Here is an 18,071-nt window from a genome sequence, read left to right on the forward strand (position 1 = left end):
AACGGAGAGAAAGCCGCAAGCATCATCTTACGGCTCCCTCTCTTTCGTTGGCCTTTATGTGTTATGCTAATTTCTCGTGAGCCTGACGTGCGATGACGTCCATCTGCTGCTCTTTGGTCAGGTCGATGAACTTCACGGCATAACCGCTCACGCGTATTGTGAAGTTGGCATACTCCTCTTTCTCCGGATGATTCATGGCATCGATGAGTTTCTCTACGCCGAACACATTCACGTTAAGGTGGTGTGCGCCGCGGTCAAAGTATCCGTCCATCACGCGCATCAGCGTCTCTGTCTGCTCCTCCTGCGTATGTCCGAGTGCGGAAGGACTGATGGTCTGCGTATTCGAGATACCGTCAAGGGCATACTCGTAAGGCAGTTTCGCCACAGAGTTCAGCGATGCCAGCAGACCGTTCTTCTCTGCCCCGTAAGATGGGTTGGCTCCGGGCGAGAGCGGTGTTCCTGCCGGACGGCCGTCGGGCATGTTGCTGGTATATTTGCCGTAAACCACGTTCGAGGTTATGGTCAGGATACTTGTAGTAGGCTCGGAGTTGCGGTAGGTGTGATACTTGCGTATTGTCTTCATGAATGTCTTGAGCAGCCATACCGCAATCTCGTCCGCGCGGTCGTCGTCATTGCCGTAGCGCGGGAAGTCTCCCTCTGTCTTGAACTCGAGCGGGAAGCCCGTCTCGTCGCGGATTATATTCACCTTGGCATACTTTATTGCGCTTATGGAATCCACCACATGACTGAATCCGGCGATGCCCGTGGCAAACGTACGGCGCACGTGTGTATCTATGAGAGCAAGTTCGGCAGCCTCGTAGAAATACTTGTCGTGCATGTAGTGAATAAGGTTCAGCGTGTTGACATATACTCCTGCCAGCCAATCCATCATGTCAATGAAGCGCGGCATGAACTCCTCATATTTCACCACATCGCCTTCAATCGGGCGCAATGCGGGACCGCATTGCTCTCGTGTCTTCGCGTCAACACCGCCGCTGATGGCATAGGTGAGACATTTCGCAAGGTTGGCGCGCGCTCCGAAGAACTGCATCTCCTTTCCCGTCTGCGTAGCCGACACGCAGCAGCAGATGGAATAGTCGTCACCCCAAATCGGGCGCATCACATCATCGTTCTCGTATTGTATCGAACTGGTGGTTACGGATATTTTCGAGGCATAACGCTTGAAGGTCTCCGGCAGGCGCGAACAATATAGCACGGTGAGGTTGGGCTCGGGAGACGGTCCCATGTTCTCTAACGTATGAAGGAAACGGAAATCGTTCTTCGTCACCATCGAACGACCGTCCATGCCCATTCCTGCCATCTCGAGCGTAGCCCATACGGGGTCGCCGGAGAAAAGTTGGTTGTAGGACGGGATACGTGCGAACTTCACCATGCGCAATTTCATCACAAAGTGGTCAATCAACTCCTGTGCTTCTGCCTCGGTGAGTGTGCCTGCCTCGATGTCGCGCTGAATGTAAATGTCGAGGAAAGTGGATATTCGTCCCACCGACATGGCGGCACCGTTCTGTGTCTTTATTGCCGCAAGATATCCGAAATAGAGCCATTGAACAGCCTCGCGGGCATTTTCTGCGGGGCGCGATATGTCATATCCGTAGATTTCCGCCATGGCTTTCATCTGCTTCAACGACCTGATTTGCATCGACACTTCCTCGCGCAGACGTATTATGTCTTCCGTCATTGTGCCGCATCCTACATACGAGAGGTCTTCCTTTTTCTTCTCGATAAGGAAATCTATGCCGTAGAGAGCCACGCGCCGATAGTCGCCCACGATGCGTCCGCGGCCGTATGTGTCGGGCAGTCCCGTCAGTATATGGTTGTGACGAACCCGCCTCATCTCGTCGGTATAAGCATCAAACACCCCATCGTTGTGGGTTTTGCGATACTCCGTAAAAATTTTATGCAGTTCCTTCGAAGGTTCATATCCGTACGTGGTGCATGCCTGTTCTGCCATGGTGATGCCTCCGTATGGCATGAAAGCGCGCTTCAGCGGCTTGTCGGTTTGCAGACCTACGATTTTTTCCAAGTCCTTTGTCTGTTCGTTGATATATCCGGGACCGTATGCCGTAAGGCTCGAAACTATTTCTGTCTCCATGTCAAGGACACCGCCCTTGGCTCTCTCTTCTTTCTGCAAACCCTGCAAGATTCCCCACAGTTTGTTGGTGGCGTCCGTCGGGTCGGCGAGAAAACTCTCGTCACCTTCGTAAGCAGCGTAGTTGTTTTGGATAAAATCACGGACATCAACATCTTCTGTCCATTTGTTTCCTTTGAAACCTTTCCATTCTTGTCTCATACAATAATTAATTATATTAATTAACGGTTAAATAATGCCTTTTTACCTTTTTCGGGTGCAAAGGTAAGACTTTTATATTTCCCTCACAATACCTACAAATAATTATCTGTAACATAAAGGTGCCGAAAACATGTCTCTTGCAAGGAAATCCGCTTTTTTATTCATGCTTGATTTACGATAAATCACGCGATAATTCATGCCGGTCTCGTTTCAGGAGGGCTGCTGCCCGGCATGCGAAACCACCGGTTCCGAAAATCGATACAGCCCGATTTGCAAAGCAATTTCGGCGGTTTTGCAGTTCAATTTCGGCGAATTTGTTCCGGAAAATCACCGAAATTGCAATCCGTCCGACATTTTACGTGACATGTAAATGCAACTTATATATAAGAATTATATGTTTACTTTTCTTATATCAATGATTTGCATGTTCATTTACGGCTTTTGGAGCAACAAATTGTATGTTGTCAACACCGACAACATCTTTGTGGAAAAATTGCATGTGAGGCAGTGTATCGCGTTATCAATCCCACACTTGAAATTTTCGGTTGTCATGAAAATCAAGCATATATTCTTTTCCCGATGTAAAATATTATCCCGCAGCGGGGGTATAAACTCCATGCCATTTGTGGGTTTAACCGGGTTATACATTCTTGCATTTTCTGCAAGGCAAGCGTGCATGACATAATCCACATTGGGCATGTAAGGCGGATCCCCTATCCATAATACGGATTATAAAATGTTATTTTAAGTTGAAAATCAATCGTATGTACATATTTTTTTTTACCTTTGCAGAGTTTTAGGTTGCAACAATATGAAAATAGCATTGATAGGCTATGGCAAGATGGGCAAGATGATAGAACAGATTGCACTGAGCCGCGGACATGAAATAGTGTGTATAATAGATGTCGGGAACCGACAAGATTTTGACAGTGACGCTTTTGCAAATGCAGATGTGGCAATCGAGTTTACCACTCCGCAGGCTGCATACGACAATTTTTTGCGAGCGTTCGCCAAGAATGTGAAGGTGGTGAGCGGCAGTACCGGATGGCTCGAGGAACACGGAGACGATGTGAGACGCATGTGCAGCCCGAGAAAGGAAGGGCAGGATGCCGGCAGCGGCGATGCAATAAGCGGACAGACTCTGTTCTGGGCGAGCAACTTCTCGGTGGGAGTGGCAATATTCTCCGCGGTAAACCGCTATTTGGCAAAACTGATGAACGGCTTCGGGCAGTATGACGTACACCTTGAAGAGACACACCACATTCACAAAATGGACGCTCCGAGCGGCACTGCCATAACGCTGGCAGAAGGAATATTGAACGGACTCGACCGCAAGGAAGACTGGGTAAAAGGGCAGGAAAACATGCCGTACGACCCGAAAATGCTGCGCATCGACTCGATTCGTCGTGGCGAAGTGCCGGGCATTCACACCGTGCGCTACGACTCGGAGGCAGACTGCATCACTATAAGTCACGACGCACACTCGCGCAAAGGGTTTGCCATGGGAGCCGTGCTGGCGGCGGAATATACCAAAGAACACAGCGGACTGCTTACCATAGACGATATGTTCAAATGGTAAAAAGAGAAAAACAACTCGACAAAAAAAGGAAAACTAAACAGAAAAAGATATGATTGACAAGTCAAAGAAAAAACTTAACATGAAATGGCAGTGGGCAAAATTCATTACCATCGCCGTACTCTACCTGTTGTTTCTCTACTGGGTGGAGAGTTGGTGGGGATTGCTTGTTCTGCCGTTCATATTCGACGTTTATATAACCAAGAAAATAAGATGGCAGTGGTGGAAAGACTCCGAGGGACCGACGCGGTTCATCATGTCGTGGGTAGATGCGATAGTGTTCGCGCTCGTGGCAGTTTATTTCATCAATCTGTTCTTCTTCCAAAACTATGTAATCCCATCGTCGTCGCTCGAGAAATCGCTGTTGACGGGGGATTATCTCTTCGTGTCGAAACTGAGTTACGGCCCGCGAATACCGCAAACACCGCTGACACTGCCGCTGACACAGCACACGCTGCCGTTGTTCGAATGCAAGTCGTACTGCGAGTTCCCGCAATGGGACTACCGCAGGGTCGACGGACTCGGAAAGGTGGAACTGAACGACATCGTTGTTTTCAACTACCCCGCAGGCGACACTATATGCAGCGCGTCGCAGTGGCAGGCGCAGGATTATTACCAAATGTGCTATTCTTACGGCTACCAGTTTTACAACATCAAGGTGGAACTTGACTCGCTCACGCCTCAACAGTTGTGGGACTATTACCGCAAGGTGTATGCCACGGGACGCGAATACATACGGATGGAACGCAACACCTACGGAGACATTGACTCGCGACCGGTTGACCGACGCGAAAACTATGTGAAAAGGTGCGTGGGACTGCCCGGACAGACTTTGCAGATAAAGAACCGGATAGTGTATCTCGACGGCAAACCGAACAAGGAGCCGGACAATGTGCAATACACTTACCGAATGAAGAGACGTGCAGACTTGCCCGAAGAGATGAGATACGAACTGGGCATCAGCATGGAGGATATTGCAAGCCTCAGCCAAAATGGTTACATGCCGCTGACGAAAAAGGCTGTGGAAGCACTGAAAAGAAACGGGGAAATAATGGAGGGAATTACCATAAACACCGATGCTGTGACCGGAGACCTTTATCCGCTGAACGGAAACTACGGCTGGACAAGAGACAATTACGGACCGATATGGATTCCGCAGAAAGGCAAGAGCATAAAACTGAACATGAACAACATCGCAATATACGAACGCCCGATACGTATATATGAGGGCAACGAACTCGAAGTGCGAAACGGAAAGATTTTCATCAACGGGAAAGAAGCGAACGAATACACCTTCAAGATGGATTATTACTGGATGATGGGGGACAACAGGCACAACTCCGCCGACTCCAGATTCTGGGGATTTGTGCCCGAAGACCATATCGTGGGCAAGCCAATATTCATCTGGTGGAGCAGCGACCCGGATCGCAGCGGTTTGTCAGGCATCCGCTGGAACAGATTGTTCAGATGGGTCGATAATATAAAGTGAGGCTGCAAGCGAGCCTCCGAACCGAGGCTCTGCGGCAACTTGCATCATGTAATTTAAAAATTTAAGGCAGCCCGCACGGAATGGACTGACCAAGCAAAAAGAAAAAGATGCGCAATGCCTTGAAGTTCATACTTGCCGTCGCAACAGCAATAGTACTTATGTTGGTGGTGAGGACATACGCATTTACCATATACAAGGTGTCGGACAACAACCTTTATCCGGTTTTGAAAAAAAACGACCGCGTAGTGGTAAACAAATTGCCATACGGGCGTTTCTCACGCGGAGACATGGTGGTGTTTGGCGAAGAGACGGCACACATAGGCATGGTGGAGAACATTCCGGGCGACACGGTGGCGATAGATGGCAGAATGTTTGTTCTGCCCGAACGATGCGGATGCCAGCAATGCGGGTGCAGCCGGAAGGCTGTGTTCATGGTGTTGCAGGGAAAATGCAGAACTTTGCTGCATCGAGACGACATCATAGGAAAGGCATTCAAAATATCACTGACAAGACAATGACAACGGCATTGCTCTCTTCGGCATACTGCCCGCCGGTGCAGTGGTTTCAGAAACTCAACCGATACGACAAAGTGTTGATTGAGCAATACGACAATTTCCAAAAACAGACATACCGGAACCGGTGTGTTATAGCAACCGCTAACGGCACGCAGGCTCTGACAATACCGGTGGAAAAGGCTCCGGGAGACAAGTGTCTGATGCGAGACGTGCGCATAAGCGACCACGGCAATTGGAGACGGCTGCACTGGAACGCACTGGCTACGGCATACGGAGACAGTCCGTTCTTTGATTATTACGCCGACGATTTGCACCCGATGTTCGATAAAAAGCGCGATTTTCTGCTGGATTTCAATATGGAGATGACCGAACTGCTGTGCGAACTGCTCGATGTGCGACCGCACATTGCACTAACATCGGGATATGACACAGCGACAACCGATGATTTCCGCGATGTTATCCGACCGAAACATCCTATGCCCGACGATGATTTCGCACCACGGCAATACTATCAGGTTTACAGTCGCAGGTATGGCTTCATTCCGAACCTGAGCGTACTCGACCTGCTGTTCAACATGGGCAACGAGGGCATTTTTTATCTTTAGGAAAGTCGGAGACAGACCGGAAAACCGCAAAAAAGATGTGTCAAGACAATTCGGAAACAACCTCCTCGATACTCTTTGCCTCTCTTATCTGCATGCGATAATCTCCGCGTATCATGCCGTTTGCCTGCAAATCGTCGAGGCATGCAATGAGTTTGTCCCAAAAGCCATTGATGTTGTAAAGCACCACACGCTTGCGATGATAACCTATTGTAGCGGCGGCAGCCACCGTGAAAATCTCGTCGAGCGTACCGATGCCGCCGGGTAGAGCCACGACAACATCGCTTTTGGCAACAAGAAGCTCCTTGCGGTCGCTTAGTTGGTCGCAGTGTATCAAAACATCCACATACTCGCTGACATGCCCGTGTTCCTCTATTATCAACGGAACCACACCGACAGTTTTTCCTCCGGCATCGTGACAGGCATGCGCAACGTGTTCCATAAGTCCCATGTCGCAGCCGCCGAACACCAGAGTGTGCCCGTTTTTACCCATCCACTCTCCGAGTTCTCGAGTCTTTTCAAAATAAATTTTGTCGATGTTATTATTCGCGCTGCAGAATATTCCTATGTTCATAATCGTGAAAATATACCGCAAAAATACAAAATAATTCATTATTAATAGCATAAATACAAAAAAAACAGTAACTTTGCAACCGCAAATTATATGTTCGGGATTTAAGAAGAGCAGAAGTTTAGGCAATTTTTGCATCAACGGGGGAGGGCATTCCCCGTGGTGGTGTGGCATGGCGGTGTCTTTACTATTGCAGTTCTTTACTCCTAAACTTCTAATGATTACGTAATATTTATAAATGAAGACATTTGAAGAATTAGGCGTCAGCGAAGAGATTCGCCGCGCCATTGAAGAGATGGGTTTTGAAAAACCGATGCCCGTCCAAGAAGAAGTTATCCCCTATTTGTTAGGAACAAGAAACGACGTCATTGCCCTCGCGCAGACCGGTACGGGAAAGACCGCAGCCTTCGGCATACCGTTGATCCAACGCATCGACACCCGCATCCGGCAGACACAGGCAATAGTGCTGTCGCCGACACGCGAACTATGTCTGCAAATAGCAGACGACTTGAAAGATTTCTCAAAGTACATACCCGACGTACACATAATTCCCGTGTACGGAGGTGCAAACATAGAGACACAGATCAAGGCTCTAAATAAAGGAGTACACATCATCGTGGCAACGCCGGGACGACTCATAGACCTCATGAAAAGGGGTGTGGCAAAACTCGGAGCCGTGGGTAACGTGGTGCTCGACGAGGCCGACGAAATGCTCAACATGGGATTCTCGGAAGACCTGAACACCATTCTCGCCGGAGTGCCGGAGGAACGAAACACTCTGCTGTTCTCTGCAACGATGAGCAAAGAGATAGAGAAAATTGCACGCACTTACCTGCACGAACCGAAAGAAATAGTGGTGGGAAGCCGTAACGAAGGGGCGGAAAACGTAAACCATATATATTATATGGTAAGTGCAAAAGACAAATATCTCGCACTGAAACGCATAGTTGACTTTCACCCGCGCATCTTCGCAATAATATTCTGCAGGACAAAGGTGGAGACACAGGACATTGCCGACAAACTGATAAAGGACGGATACAATGCCGAGTCGCTGCACGGAGACCTCTCGCAACAGCAGAGAGACCTCACGATGCAGAAATTCAGACAGCACCTGACGCAACTTCTCGTAGCAACAGACGTCGCTGCGAGAGGTCTCGACGTTGACGACCTGACACACGTCATCAACTACGGAATGCCCGATGACATAGAGAACTACATACACCGATCGGGCAGAACGGGACGCGCAGGAAAGAAAGGTACGAGCATCGCAATAGTACATACACGCGAAAAAGGAAAAATACGGCAGGTGGAACGCCAGATTGGGAAGAACTTCCAAATAGGAGAGATGCCCTCGCCACAGGAGATTTGCAAGAAACAACTCTTCAAGGTGATGGACCAAATAGTCAAAACAGACGTGGATGAAGGACAAATCGAACCCTTCATGCAGGACATCAACCGTTTCTTCGAGTTCGTGGAAAAAGACGACTTGATAAAGAAAATAGTAAGCGTGGAGTTCGGAAAGTTCCTCGCCTATTATGCCAACGCTCCGGAAGTGCGCATAGAGACGGGAAAGAAGAGCAAGGACGAGACACGAAAGGAGCGCAAGGAACGAGGCAGAGGAGGTCGCAGACAGACCGAGGAGGGCTACTGCCGTCTGTTCATTAACCTCGGAAAAAAAGACGGTTTCTTCCCCGGCGAAGTGATGCAGTTCATAAACCGCAACGTGAAAGGACATGTGGCAGTTGGGCATATCGACCTGCAAAACACATTCTCGTTCATCGAGGTGGACGGCGAAGATGCCGACCGCGTAATGAGAGGACTGTCGGGAGTTATATATAAGGGACGCGAAGTGCGCTGTAACAATGCCGACGAACAAGGCAGACAAGCCTCTTCGTCGAGAAAACAGTTTGAGCCACACGGAAAGAAACGTGATTTCAGACCAAGCAACAGACGTGAAGAAAGAGCGCAACCGAAACGCGAGAAACAAACCAAATTCGGCAAAGAAGACTGGATGAAATTCCTTAACCCCGATTTTGCGAAGGGACATGATGCCGATTTCGAGGAAGAGGGATGGGCACGTCGCAGACCAAAAAAGAAGAAATAGGCAACACCTTATATATTTACCGCTCGCGAAAGGCACTAAAAAGATTATGTTTCATTGGTGTCTTTCGCGGGCGGAAAGTTTTTCCTACATAGTAAAACAATATGTTCTCCGTTGTCGTTCGTGGTTGCGAAGAGATAGTTGTCGCCACCGTCTGCCAACCCGAGCCTGCGCCGCAGTTGCTCCACGGTCATCGGAAAGTTCCTGACGGCGATGTTGGCCTGCCTTATGCCGCCCAATGTTTTCCTCAACTCGCGTTTGTTCATGGACGATACGGCAGTTATACGGAATGTTCTCCCGGGGAAATCCTTGATGAAACGGGGTGAAATGAAAAGATGACTGTTGGCGGAAAGCGGTCTTATGCAATATCGAGACGCTATCTCGTCGAAGCAGCCGGCTTTCATTACGGACGCATTAGGGACGTACAGAAAACTGCCAGCCACGGTGTTCGGCGCATCGACCTGCACCTGTCCGGCAATGTGTGCGACTTCGCTCGTTGCCGTGAAAACAAACTCGTTGTCATCGTTGACACAATGAACGGCGGGTACTGAGCAGTCGCGGCGGTCGCGGTCGCGCGAAAGGTCGCGGGCAGACGACAATAATACCGGAACAATCTCTTTGCACTCGTTCCTTACCGACACAATATGCAGTTCGCGGACATCATTCAACTGTCTTGTCACCTCGTGCCGGTCGAGCATCGGCGAGAGTTTTATCATAAGCAGGTCGGTCTTTGTCATCAGTTCGTTCATCATGGACAGCACATCGGGAGTGCAGTCGGCGAGTGCGAAAGTGCGTCCGCCGTGGGTGTCGCGACGTGCCGGATCGAGATAAATCATTGCCGCATGATCGATGGAATGGAGTATTTCGGCAGCCGTGGAACAATGAACCTCGGCATTTTTAAGCCCGAGTACGGCAAAGTTATGTCGTGCGATTTCTGCCAAATCCTCCTGTTGCTCCACATATACAGCCTTTGCAAAAAGAGGCGAAAGAAACGAAAAATCCACACCGAAACCGCCCGTAAGGTCGTACATGATGCCATTTCCCGCTGCCTGTCCCAACAGTCGTGCCGCAACCCGTGCCTTATAACGAGCCGTATTTTCCGACGAACACTGCTCCATTGCAAGATGCGGAGGGTATATTATGCCGTCAACGGCTGCCCAAGAAGGCAGTTTGCGGCGTGCCGCCTGCCAACCCGCAATCTGCTGCAAGGCTGCGATAAGGTCTATGCCGTCTCCGGGTTTTGCCGTAAGCGCAAGTTTCCTCGGGTCGTCGAGACGGTGGCGCAGTGCAAAATCTATGGTCGATTGATTTATCATTCAGGCACAAAGATAGTTATTTCAAGAAATAAAACATGGCGACAGAGAATAAAAAATTGTTAAACGATGATGTGTCAATATGGGCATATACACATTTTTTAATATCTTTGTAAATTGAAAACAACCACTTAAATTAAGGAATAATGGAAGAAAAAAGACGTAAAGAACAGATAGTGGCAAACATCACCGGCAGCGATCTCCCCGGTCTTACAGCCTCGGTGATGAGCATTTTGGCAAAATACAACGCAACTGTTCTCGACATCGGTCAGGCAGACATTCACAACTCTTTGTCGCTCGGCGTGATGTTCCGCATAGACGAACAGAACTCCGGAAACGTAATGAAGGAACTGCTCTTCAAAGCCACCGAACTCGGTGTTAACATCGGGTTTACGCCCATCAACGATGATCAGTACGAGGAATGGGTCAACAGACAAGGCAAGAACCGATTCGTACTTACAATTCTCGGGAAACAACTCGAAGCACGAAAGATAGAGGCTGCAACGCGGGTCATATCCGAACAAGGCTTCAACATCGATTATATCCGCCGACTGACAGGTCGCCCTTCGATACGCAATCCGCGCAAAGATGCACGTGCATGCATAGAGTTCTCGCTGCGCGGTAATGCCAATGACCGAAACGCAATGCAGGCAAAACTAATGGAACTGTCGAATACCATGGAGATGGATTTCTCCTTCCAAGAGGACAACATGTTCCGACGCATGCGCAGATTAATTTGTTTCGACATGGACTCGACGCTGATTCAGACCGAGTGCATCGACGAACTTGCAATTCGTGCGGGAGTGGGAAACGAAGTAAAGGAGATAACGGCGCGTGCCATGAGGGGCGAGATTGATTTCATACAGAGTTTCACCGAACGCGTGGCATTGCTGAAAGGGCTTGATGCAAACGTTATGAAAGAGATTGCGGAGAACATGCCGATAACCGAGGGAGCCGACCGATTGATGAGTGTGCTGAAACGTTGCGGATACAAAATTGCCATACTAAGCGGAGGATTCACATATTTCGGGGAATACCTGCAGAAACGGTGGGGAGTGGATTATGTGTATGCCAACGAACTTGAAATTGACAACGACGGGAAACTAACGGGACGATACACCGGCGACATTGTCGACGGACAGCGCAAACGCGAACTGCTGCGTATCATAGCGCAGGTAGAGAAAGTGAACATTGCGCAGACAATTGCCGTTGGCGACGGTGCCAACGATCTGCCCATGCTCACCGAGTCGGGATTGGGAATCGCTTTCCATGCCAAGCCGAGGGTTGTGGCAAATGCCGAGCAGAGCATCAATACCATCGGGCTGGACGGAGTGCTGTATTTCCTCGGATTCAAGGATTCGTACCTCGACAGTTGAAAAAACGCCGGCCGGGTGTGTCGATTGCAAACTGCATAATGACACACCCGGCCGGCGTTTAAACATACGTAAATTACTTGTGTGCGTTGTAATAATCTAGTCCGCGGCGAACATTCTCAACCACAGATTTCGAAGAGTAGGTGGCACCGGTTTTGGTATCTACCTCCATCTTGCGCGCCTTGGATATCGTCTGGCCATCCCATTTCGTCATTATCTTTGTCTTTACGATGGCGAAATATTTCGGTGTCTCCATATTTCCGAGCGCCTCTACTTTCACTACCTTTCCGTTCTTGATGTGTATATTCAGAGGTGTGGTGCCTTTATAGCCTTTCACGTCCTTTGCCAACGAGGTGGTGTTAACAACGAATGTACCGTCTGCCATTTTCGTCATAACCTTGTCTTGCGACGCTGCTGCACGCACATTCTGCATCACTGTTGCCGATGACAGCAGTACGGCCGCCGCCATTGCCATGTTCATTACTTTCTTCTTCATACAAGTTTTGTTTTTTCTACGCATGTTGCAATGCGTGGTTTGTTCATGGTTGCAAAAATAATCGAAATAAAAGTCACGACAAAGCGTTTAAAACTTTTTTGCACCCATAATACCTACAAATAATGAGCGGGAAACCACAAAAACATCAACACAAGGACATTCTTTCTGCCATTGTCGTGACAGAAAGATACATTTACAGAGGAAAACATTTATCGTTGCCCACAATCCTACGGTAGTTATTCGTACATGTACGAATCGTCTTCAACAGCATTCGAGCCTCCTTCTCCCGCAACCCATTCTGCCGAGCGGTTCTTACCGTCGGTAATGTAGTTGAAAGAAACCTCCGGTTCGAGCGACACGAGGGTATATACCATTTTCAGGTCAACATCGTCCTCGTCGCCGTCGGAAGTAATCCGCTTGTCGATTTTTATGTTTATGGTGTAGTCTTCATCGGCATCCAGTGCCCAAGTGCCTTTCAGCACCACCTTCTCATCGTAGGCATCTATGGTGGTGTTGGTGTATGTTCCGTCGCCGGCAAAAGTCTCGATGCCTTTGGCATATTCTCCCGTAGTTTCGCCGTTCTCGTTTTCCTGTGTGTATTTCCATTCTCCTATGAGATAGAAATCCCATACAGACTCGGCGGCTCGCTTGTTTTCTCCCTCGCCGCTTTGTCCGAACTCGCTCTTGAGAAACTTAATAATGGGGTTGTCCCGGTCTATGCAACTTGACATGAGCAACGCACATACAATAAGAATCAGGTATTTCTTCATGTCTCAAAAAATTAAAACCACATTCCATTATACTACTCTCACAAACAAACTTTGCGAGGTATTGTTTCGGCAAATATATAAAATAAAATCGTAAGTACAAAATAAATGTCAAAAAATAATTGCCGACAAAATACCATAAATACCGCAGAGACATGCAATTAAGCATCGCATTACGAGACGTAAAAACGGTTAGCGGTGTTCCGTTTTCATGCTGCATTCGGGACAGATGCCTTTCAGCACATAGTTGATACTGTGCAGGTGGAAACCGTCCGGGAGTTCTACCACCGGCACATGGATATTGGTGAGACAGAATGCGCGATGACATTCGGTGCAGTAGAAATGCGTGTGTTCGTCCTCGATAATATCTTCACATTCGCAGTCCTCCGGACAAACGTTATACTTTACCGAGCCGCTGCCGTCGTCAACGGCATGTATCAGTCCGTGGGCAAGGAATAAGTTTAGCGCACGAGAAATGGTACTCTTGTCAACCGATGGCAGCAATCGCTCCAATTCCGGCAACGACACCATCTCGTCTCCGCGGTACATCTGTCGCAATATGAGGATACGAGTTGGTGTCGGAGTTATGTTGCGATGCAGCAATACGTTCAAGATGTACTGCCTTCCTCCTTTTTTATCCATTATTATATCTTCGTTTTCTTTTCTGCGGCAATACCATAAGTCTCTCGCCCGTACGAGGACTTATGGATTATGCCGCAGAAAAATGTCTTTTTATTTCTTCGTTGCCTTGATAAAATAGGTTATCAAGCAGACGTATGCCACGAGCGAGCAAACCTCCGAGAGAGAGTTCTGCAGCCACGCATCGTTGAGCAGATTGACACCACCAAAGCGCATCAGTGCACTCACCACGCCCATAAGGGCACCACCTGCGATGAAACCCGAAGCGATGAGTGTTCCTTTTTCGCCGCGTTCTCTGTTTACTTCGGCATTCTTTGAGCGTGACGTAACGAACCAGTTTACCGCACCGCCCACGAGCAGCGGAATGTTGAGTTGTATGGGTATGAACATTCCGAGTGCAAACGGCAGAGCCGGTATTTTGCAAAAAGTGAGCACTATGGCTATTGCCGCACCTATGGCATAAAGCACCCACGGTGCGCCCACGCCGCTCATCAAAGGCTCTATCACTGCCGCCATGGCATTGGCCTGCGGTGCCGCGAGTTCGCCCGATGCGAAATTATAAGTCTGGTTGAGTACTATCATCACACCGCCCACCGTGGCTGCCGACACCAGCGTGCCGAGAAATTTCCACGTCTCTTGTTTTCTCGGAGTTGTTCCAAGCCAGTAACCTATCTTGAGATCGGTAATGAAAGAACCTGCCACCGAAAGCGCAGTACATACCACACCGCCCATTATCAGAGCCGCAAGCATGCCGCCGGGACCTTTCATTCCCACGGCAACCATTACCACCGAAGCGAGAATGAGAGTCATAAGCGTCATTCCGGACACGGGGTTCGAGCCTACGATTGCAATGGCGTTGGCTGCCACCGTGGTGAAGAGGAATGCTATTACGGCAACGAGCAGGATGCCCACCACGGCGAAAAGGAGGTTGTCCATGACGCCGAACCAAAAGAAGATGAACGTCAGTATTAGCGTTATCGCCGTGCCCACGGCAATTATCTTGAACGGAAGATCCCTGTCTGTGCGACGTTCTGCCACGACAGCATCAGTTTTGGCACCCTCGTCATGCGATGCTGCGGCTGCGGCTTTTTGCGGACCGAGACGCATTATAGCAGCCTTTATTATTGGCCAACTCTTAATTATTCCTATCACGCCCGACATCGCAATGCCTCCGATACCTATGCTCTTGCCGTATGCCTTGAATATATCCTCGGGCGACATGCCGCCCACGGCGGTGGTTATCGACGGATCCCACTGGTTGAGCACGGTGTCCGGAAACAGCAGTGCCATGCCCGGTACAATGATCCACCACACTGCCAGCGAGCCGAGACATATTATAAACGAGTATTTAAGACCGATGATGAAACCCAATCCGAGTACTGCCGCGCCGGTGTTGACCTTGAAAACGAGTTTTGCCTTGTCTGCCAACGTCTCGCCAAAGCCCATGACACGGGTGGTGAAATTCTCGTTCCACCAGCCGAAAGTGCTTACGATGAAGTCGTAAAGACCGCCGATGATGCCCGCAAGAAGCAACGGCTTGGCTTGCGAACCGCCTTTCTCTCCGCTCACGAGAACCTGCGTTGTCGCCGTGGCTTCGGGGAAAGGATATTTTCCGTGCATGTCTTTAACGAAGTATTTGCGGAACGGTATGAGGAACAATATTCCCAAAATTCCACCGAGGAGCGAAGCAAAGAACACCTTGAAGAACGATGCACTCATAGCGTCTCCGTACTTGGCCTGCAAGATATAAATGGCAGGCAGCGTGAATATTGCACCGGCCACTACCGCTCCCGAGCATGCCCCGATGCTCTGAATGATGACATTCTCGCCCAAACCTTGCTTGCGTTTGGCCGCCGTACTCACGCCCACGGCAATGATTGCGATGGGTATTGCCGCCTCGAACACCTGTCCTACCTTAAGTCCGAGATATGCTGCGGCTGCCGAGAATAATACCGCCATCACTATGCCCCACGTCACGCTCCACGCGTTTACCTCCGGATATTGTCGGTCAGGGTTCATAACCGGTGTGTACTCTTCACCCTCTTTCAGTTCCCGGAAAGCATTATCGGGAAGTTGTGTTTTTTCTTTTTCGTTCATGGTTTTTATTTTGTTATCGTTTCTTTTTATTACATCAATTCTGCAAAAAGTTGTTCCATTCCTGCCGATGCACCTTTCTTAATATGGGTGACGGAACTTTTCCCGTTTCCGATTACATCGTTGGGGTCTATCAGATAGACCGGAACGCCGTTACGTGCGTAGCGCACAAGACCGGCAGCAGGATACACCACCATCGATGTGCCTATTATTATCACGATGTCGGCATCGGCAACACAATCTGCAGCCACACTGATGTTGGGTACCGCCTCGCCGAAAAACACTATGTAAGGACGTAGCAGCGAACCGTCGGCGGCAAGTTCGCCGGGCTTTATCTCCAATCGTTCTCCGCCAAGCTGCACATGGCATCGGGTGTCTTCCACATCGCGGCTCGAGCATGCTTTCATAAGTTCGCCATGCAGATGAATTACCTTTGTGCTGCCCGCCGCCTCGTGAAGATTATCCACATTCTGCGTAACTACCGTCACATCATATTTCTCCTCGAGCCTTGCCACGAGCAGATGTCCGTTATTGGGACTGACACCGTTGTATTTCGTTCGCAGCATGTTATAAAAAGCATTCACATATTCAGGGTCGCTCTCCCATGCCTCGTGGGTGGCCACACGAGACACCGGATTGTTCTCCCATAGTCCGTCGTCGGCACGGAAAGTACTCAATCCGCTTTCCACCGACATTCCCGCACCCGTCAATACGACTATCTTTTTCATATCATCAGAATTAAGTTGTTTTGTCAGCAACACTTCCTACTTAACATTTGGAAGTCCTGCCGTATGTTTTTCCGTTTGCAAAAATAACGATAAAATTTATTAGTAGCAAACAAACACTCGCTTTATTTCTCATCGGCAGGGAAAAACAAAGTCATGTATTTACAGCGATCAGACATTACATTACACCGTTTCGGGGATAAGACAATAAGAAAAATACACCATAAATTCTGTTTGCGATGTAACATTTACCACATACTTGTTTAAAGGTTTACATTTCAACATTTTGATGATAAATAAAGCATAGCAATAAGATTTTGACACGCATGAAAGCATTTTTTATCCGACAACAACATTGATCAATGTCTTTTTGCAATATGCTTAAATTTTAACTTGTCCGAATTTGGTATCCTTTCGTGCAACAATTTCACCGATTTTATAAAGTAATTCCGCCGAAATTGCGATGCAAAATCGGCGGAATTGGTTTGCCGTTCGATTTATCACGTCGTTCAAGATGTAATAACTACGCGAGTTCGGCATTAAAATTCTTGTTAAATTAATTGATAAAACAGAAAATGTCAGGAGTTTCCTTTAACGAAGTGAAAAACTTTGTCCTAGGTAATCATAGCGGATTTTGTTTGTATTTTATTGGTTTTGAAGACTATAAAGATACAATAATTTCCGCAGATTACCGACTACAAAATTACGGAAATTTTCTGTGCCGTGGATGAATTTTGCAAAGAATTTGATAAGCAGATGGATAAAAGGTCTCTGATGTCCTCTAATGGTAAGGCGCGCCGCTTCCGAAAGGCATCCCTCTCCGACAGTGAGATTATGACCATCTTGATAGTGTTCCAGTTCGGCTCGTTCCGCAATTTCAAGCATTACTACCTCTTCTTCATCAGGGAGCACATGAAAACATCCTTCCCCCATGCCGTATCCTACAACCGCTTCGTGGAACTCGAGAGCCGCGTGTTCTTCCGGATGATGTTCTTCCTGAACCTCTCTGCCTTCGGGCGCTGTACAGGCATCAGCTTCGCGGACTCTGCAATGGTTCCGGTCTGCCATAATCTCAGACGTTATGCCAACAAGGTCTTCAAAGGCCCGGCTACCGACGGGAAAGGAACGATGGGATGGTGTCACGGCTTCAAGCTGCATCCGGTCTGCAACGACAGGGGAGAGATCATCACGTTCTGTTTCACAGGAGCCAACGTCGATGACAGGGATCCCAAAGTATGGGCTGTACTGGCAAAGAAGCTCTACGGAAAGCTCTTTGCAGACAGGGGATACATATCACCAAGGCTCTTCGACATGCTCTTTGAGGATGGAATACATCTGGTCACGGGCATCAGAACGAACATGAAGAACAGGCTCATGCCCATGTGGGACAAGGTGATGCTGAGAAGAAGGTGCATCATCGAGACCATCAATGACATGCTCAAGAATACCGCACAACTGGTACACTCAAGGCACAGGTCGGTCAACAATTTCATCATGAG

The 18,071-nt window shown here is 48.7% G+C and carries 15 protein-coding genes; 7 read left to right on the forward strand and 8 right to left on the reverse strand.

Annotated elements, in window-relative coordinates:
• Nucleotides 1–61 precede the first annotated feature (61 nt).
• Nucleotides 62–2,311 carry a formate C-acetyltransferase gene (gene pflB, locus EII32_RS08970; protein ID WP_125235089.1) on the reverse strand — a complete coding sequence of 750 codons (2,250 nt, stop codon included), beginning with the start codon at nucleotides 2,309–2,311 and terminating at the stop codon, nucleotides 62–64.
• An 811-nt stretch (nucleotides 2,312–3,122) separates the two neighbouring features.
• Between pflB and dapB the strand changes: the two genes are divergently transcribed.
• From dapB to EII32_RS08990, 4 genes are all read left to right on the forward strand, one after another.
• Nucleotides 3,123–3,890: a 4-hydroxy-tetrahydrodipicolinate reductase gene (gene dapB, locus EII32_RS08975; protein ID WP_125235090.1), complete on the forward strand. Its 768-nt coding sequence runs from the start codon at nucleotides 3,123–3,125 to the stop codon at nucleotides 3,888–3,890.
• 49 nt (nucleotides 3,891–3,939) lie between these two features.
• Nucleotides 3,940–5,376, forward strand: a complete 1,437-nt coding sequence (gene lepB / locus EII32_RS08980) for a signal peptidase I (protein WP_125235091.1) — start codon at nucleotides 3,940–3,942, stop codon at nucleotides 5,374–5,376.
• Between the two features lie 107 nt (nucleotides 5,377–5,483).
• Nucleotides 5,484–5,894 carry a signal peptidase I gene (gene lepB, locus EII32_RS08985; RefSeq protein ID WP_125235092.1) on the forward strand — a complete coding sequence of 137 codons (411 nt, stop codon included), beginning with the start codon at nucleotides 5,484–5,486 and terminating at the stop codon, nucleotides 5,892–5,894.
• Nucleotides 5,891–6,496, forward strand: coding sequence for a WbqC family protein (locus EII32_RS08990; RefSeq protein WP_125235093.1), 606 nt, complete (start codon nucleotides 5,891–5,893; stop codon nucleotides 6,494–6,496). Before lepB (EII32_RS08985) ends, EII32_RS08990 begins: the two co-directional genes overlap by 4 nt.
• 40 nt (nucleotides 6,497–6,536) lie before the next feature.
• On the opposite strand, the gene EII32_RS08995 is transcribed toward EII32_RS08990, so the two are convergent.
• Nucleotides 6,537–7,067, reverse strand: coding sequence for a TIGR00730 family Rossman fold protein (locus EII32_RS08995; RefSeq protein ID WP_125235094.1), 531 nt, complete (start codon nucleotides 7,065–7,067; stop codon nucleotides 6,537–6,539).
• A gap of 235 nt (nucleotides 7,068–7,302) precedes the next feature.
• Here EII32_RS08995 and EII32_RS09000 point away from each other — a divergent pair, with 235 nt between their 5' ends.
• Complete coding sequence (locus EII32_RS09000; RefSeq protein ID WP_125235095.1) at nucleotides 7,303–9,168, forward strand: DEAD/DEAH box helicase; 1,866 nt, start codon at nucleotides 7,303–7,305, stop codon at nucleotides 9,166–9,168.
• A gap of 44 nt (nucleotides 9,169–9,212) precedes the next feature.
• Here the strand turns inward: EII32_RS09000 and EII32_RS09005 are convergent, their stop codons facing one another.
• A complete protein-coding gene (locus EII32_RS09005) occupies nucleotides 9,213–10,481 on the reverse strand; it encodes a THUMP-like domain-containing protein (RefSeq protein ID WP_125235096.1) in 1,269 nt (422 codons plus the stop codon).
• Nucleotides 10,482–10,624: 143 nt separating this feature from the next.
• Here EII32_RS09005 and serB point away from each other — a divergent pair, with 143 nt between their 5' ends.
• Entirely contained in the window at nucleotides 10,625–11,854 is a 1,230-nt protein-coding gene (gene serB, locus EII32_RS09010) for a phosphoserine phosphatase SerB (protein ID WP_125235097.1), read from the forward strand.
• Nucleotides 11,855–11,927: 73 nt separating this feature from the next.
• Here serB and EII32_RS09015 read toward each other — a convergent pair whose 3' ends face one another.
• From EII32_RS09015 to EII32_RS09035, 5 genes are all read right to left on the reverse strand, one after another.
• A complete protein-coding gene (locus tag EII32_RS09015) occupies nucleotides 11,928–12,347 on the reverse strand; it encodes an FMN-binding protein (RefSeq protein ID WP_125235098.1) in 420 nt (139 codons plus the stop codon).
• 236 nt (nucleotides 12,348–12,583) lie between these two features.
• Nucleotides 12,584–13,117: a hypothetical protein gene (locus tag EII32_RS09020; protein WP_125235099.1), complete on the reverse strand. Its 534-nt coding sequence runs from the start codon at nucleotides 13,115–13,117 to the stop codon at nucleotides 12,584–12,586.
• 189 nt (nucleotides 13,118–13,306) lie between these two features.
• Nucleotides 13,307–13,756: a Fur family transcriptional regulator gene (locus EII32_RS09025; protein WP_125235100.1), complete on the reverse strand. Its 450-nt coding sequence runs from the start codon at nucleotides 13,754–13,756 to the stop codon at nucleotides 13,307–13,309.
• A gap of 90 nt (nucleotides 13,757–13,846) precedes the next feature.
• A complete protein-coding gene (locus EII32_RS09030; RefSeq protein WP_125235101.1) occupies nucleotides 13,847–15,850 on the reverse strand; it encodes an OPT family oligopeptide transporter in 2,004 nt (667 codons plus the stop codon).
• A 29-nt stretch (nucleotides 15,851–15,879) separates the two neighbouring features.
• Nucleotides 15,880–16,575: an SIR2 family NAD-dependent protein deacylase gene (locus EII32_RS09035; RefSeq protein WP_125235102.1), complete on the reverse strand. Its 696-nt coding sequence runs from the start codon at nucleotides 16,573–16,575 to the stop codon at nucleotides 15,880–15,882.
• Between the two features lie 753 nt (nucleotides 16,576–17,328).
• Here EII32_RS09035 and EII32_RS09040 point away from each other — a divergent pair.
• A partial coding sequence (locus EII32_RS09040) for an IS982 family transposase (RefSeq protein WP_233582360.1) occupies nucleotides 17,329–18,071 on the forward strand: 743 nt, incomplete at its 3' end.

It is taken from the genome of Prevotella sp. OH937_COT-195 (assembly GCF_003932845.1).
In the GTDB taxonomy this organism is placed as follows: Bacteria; Bacteroidota; Bacteroidia; order Bacteroidales; family Bacteroidaceae; genus Prevotella.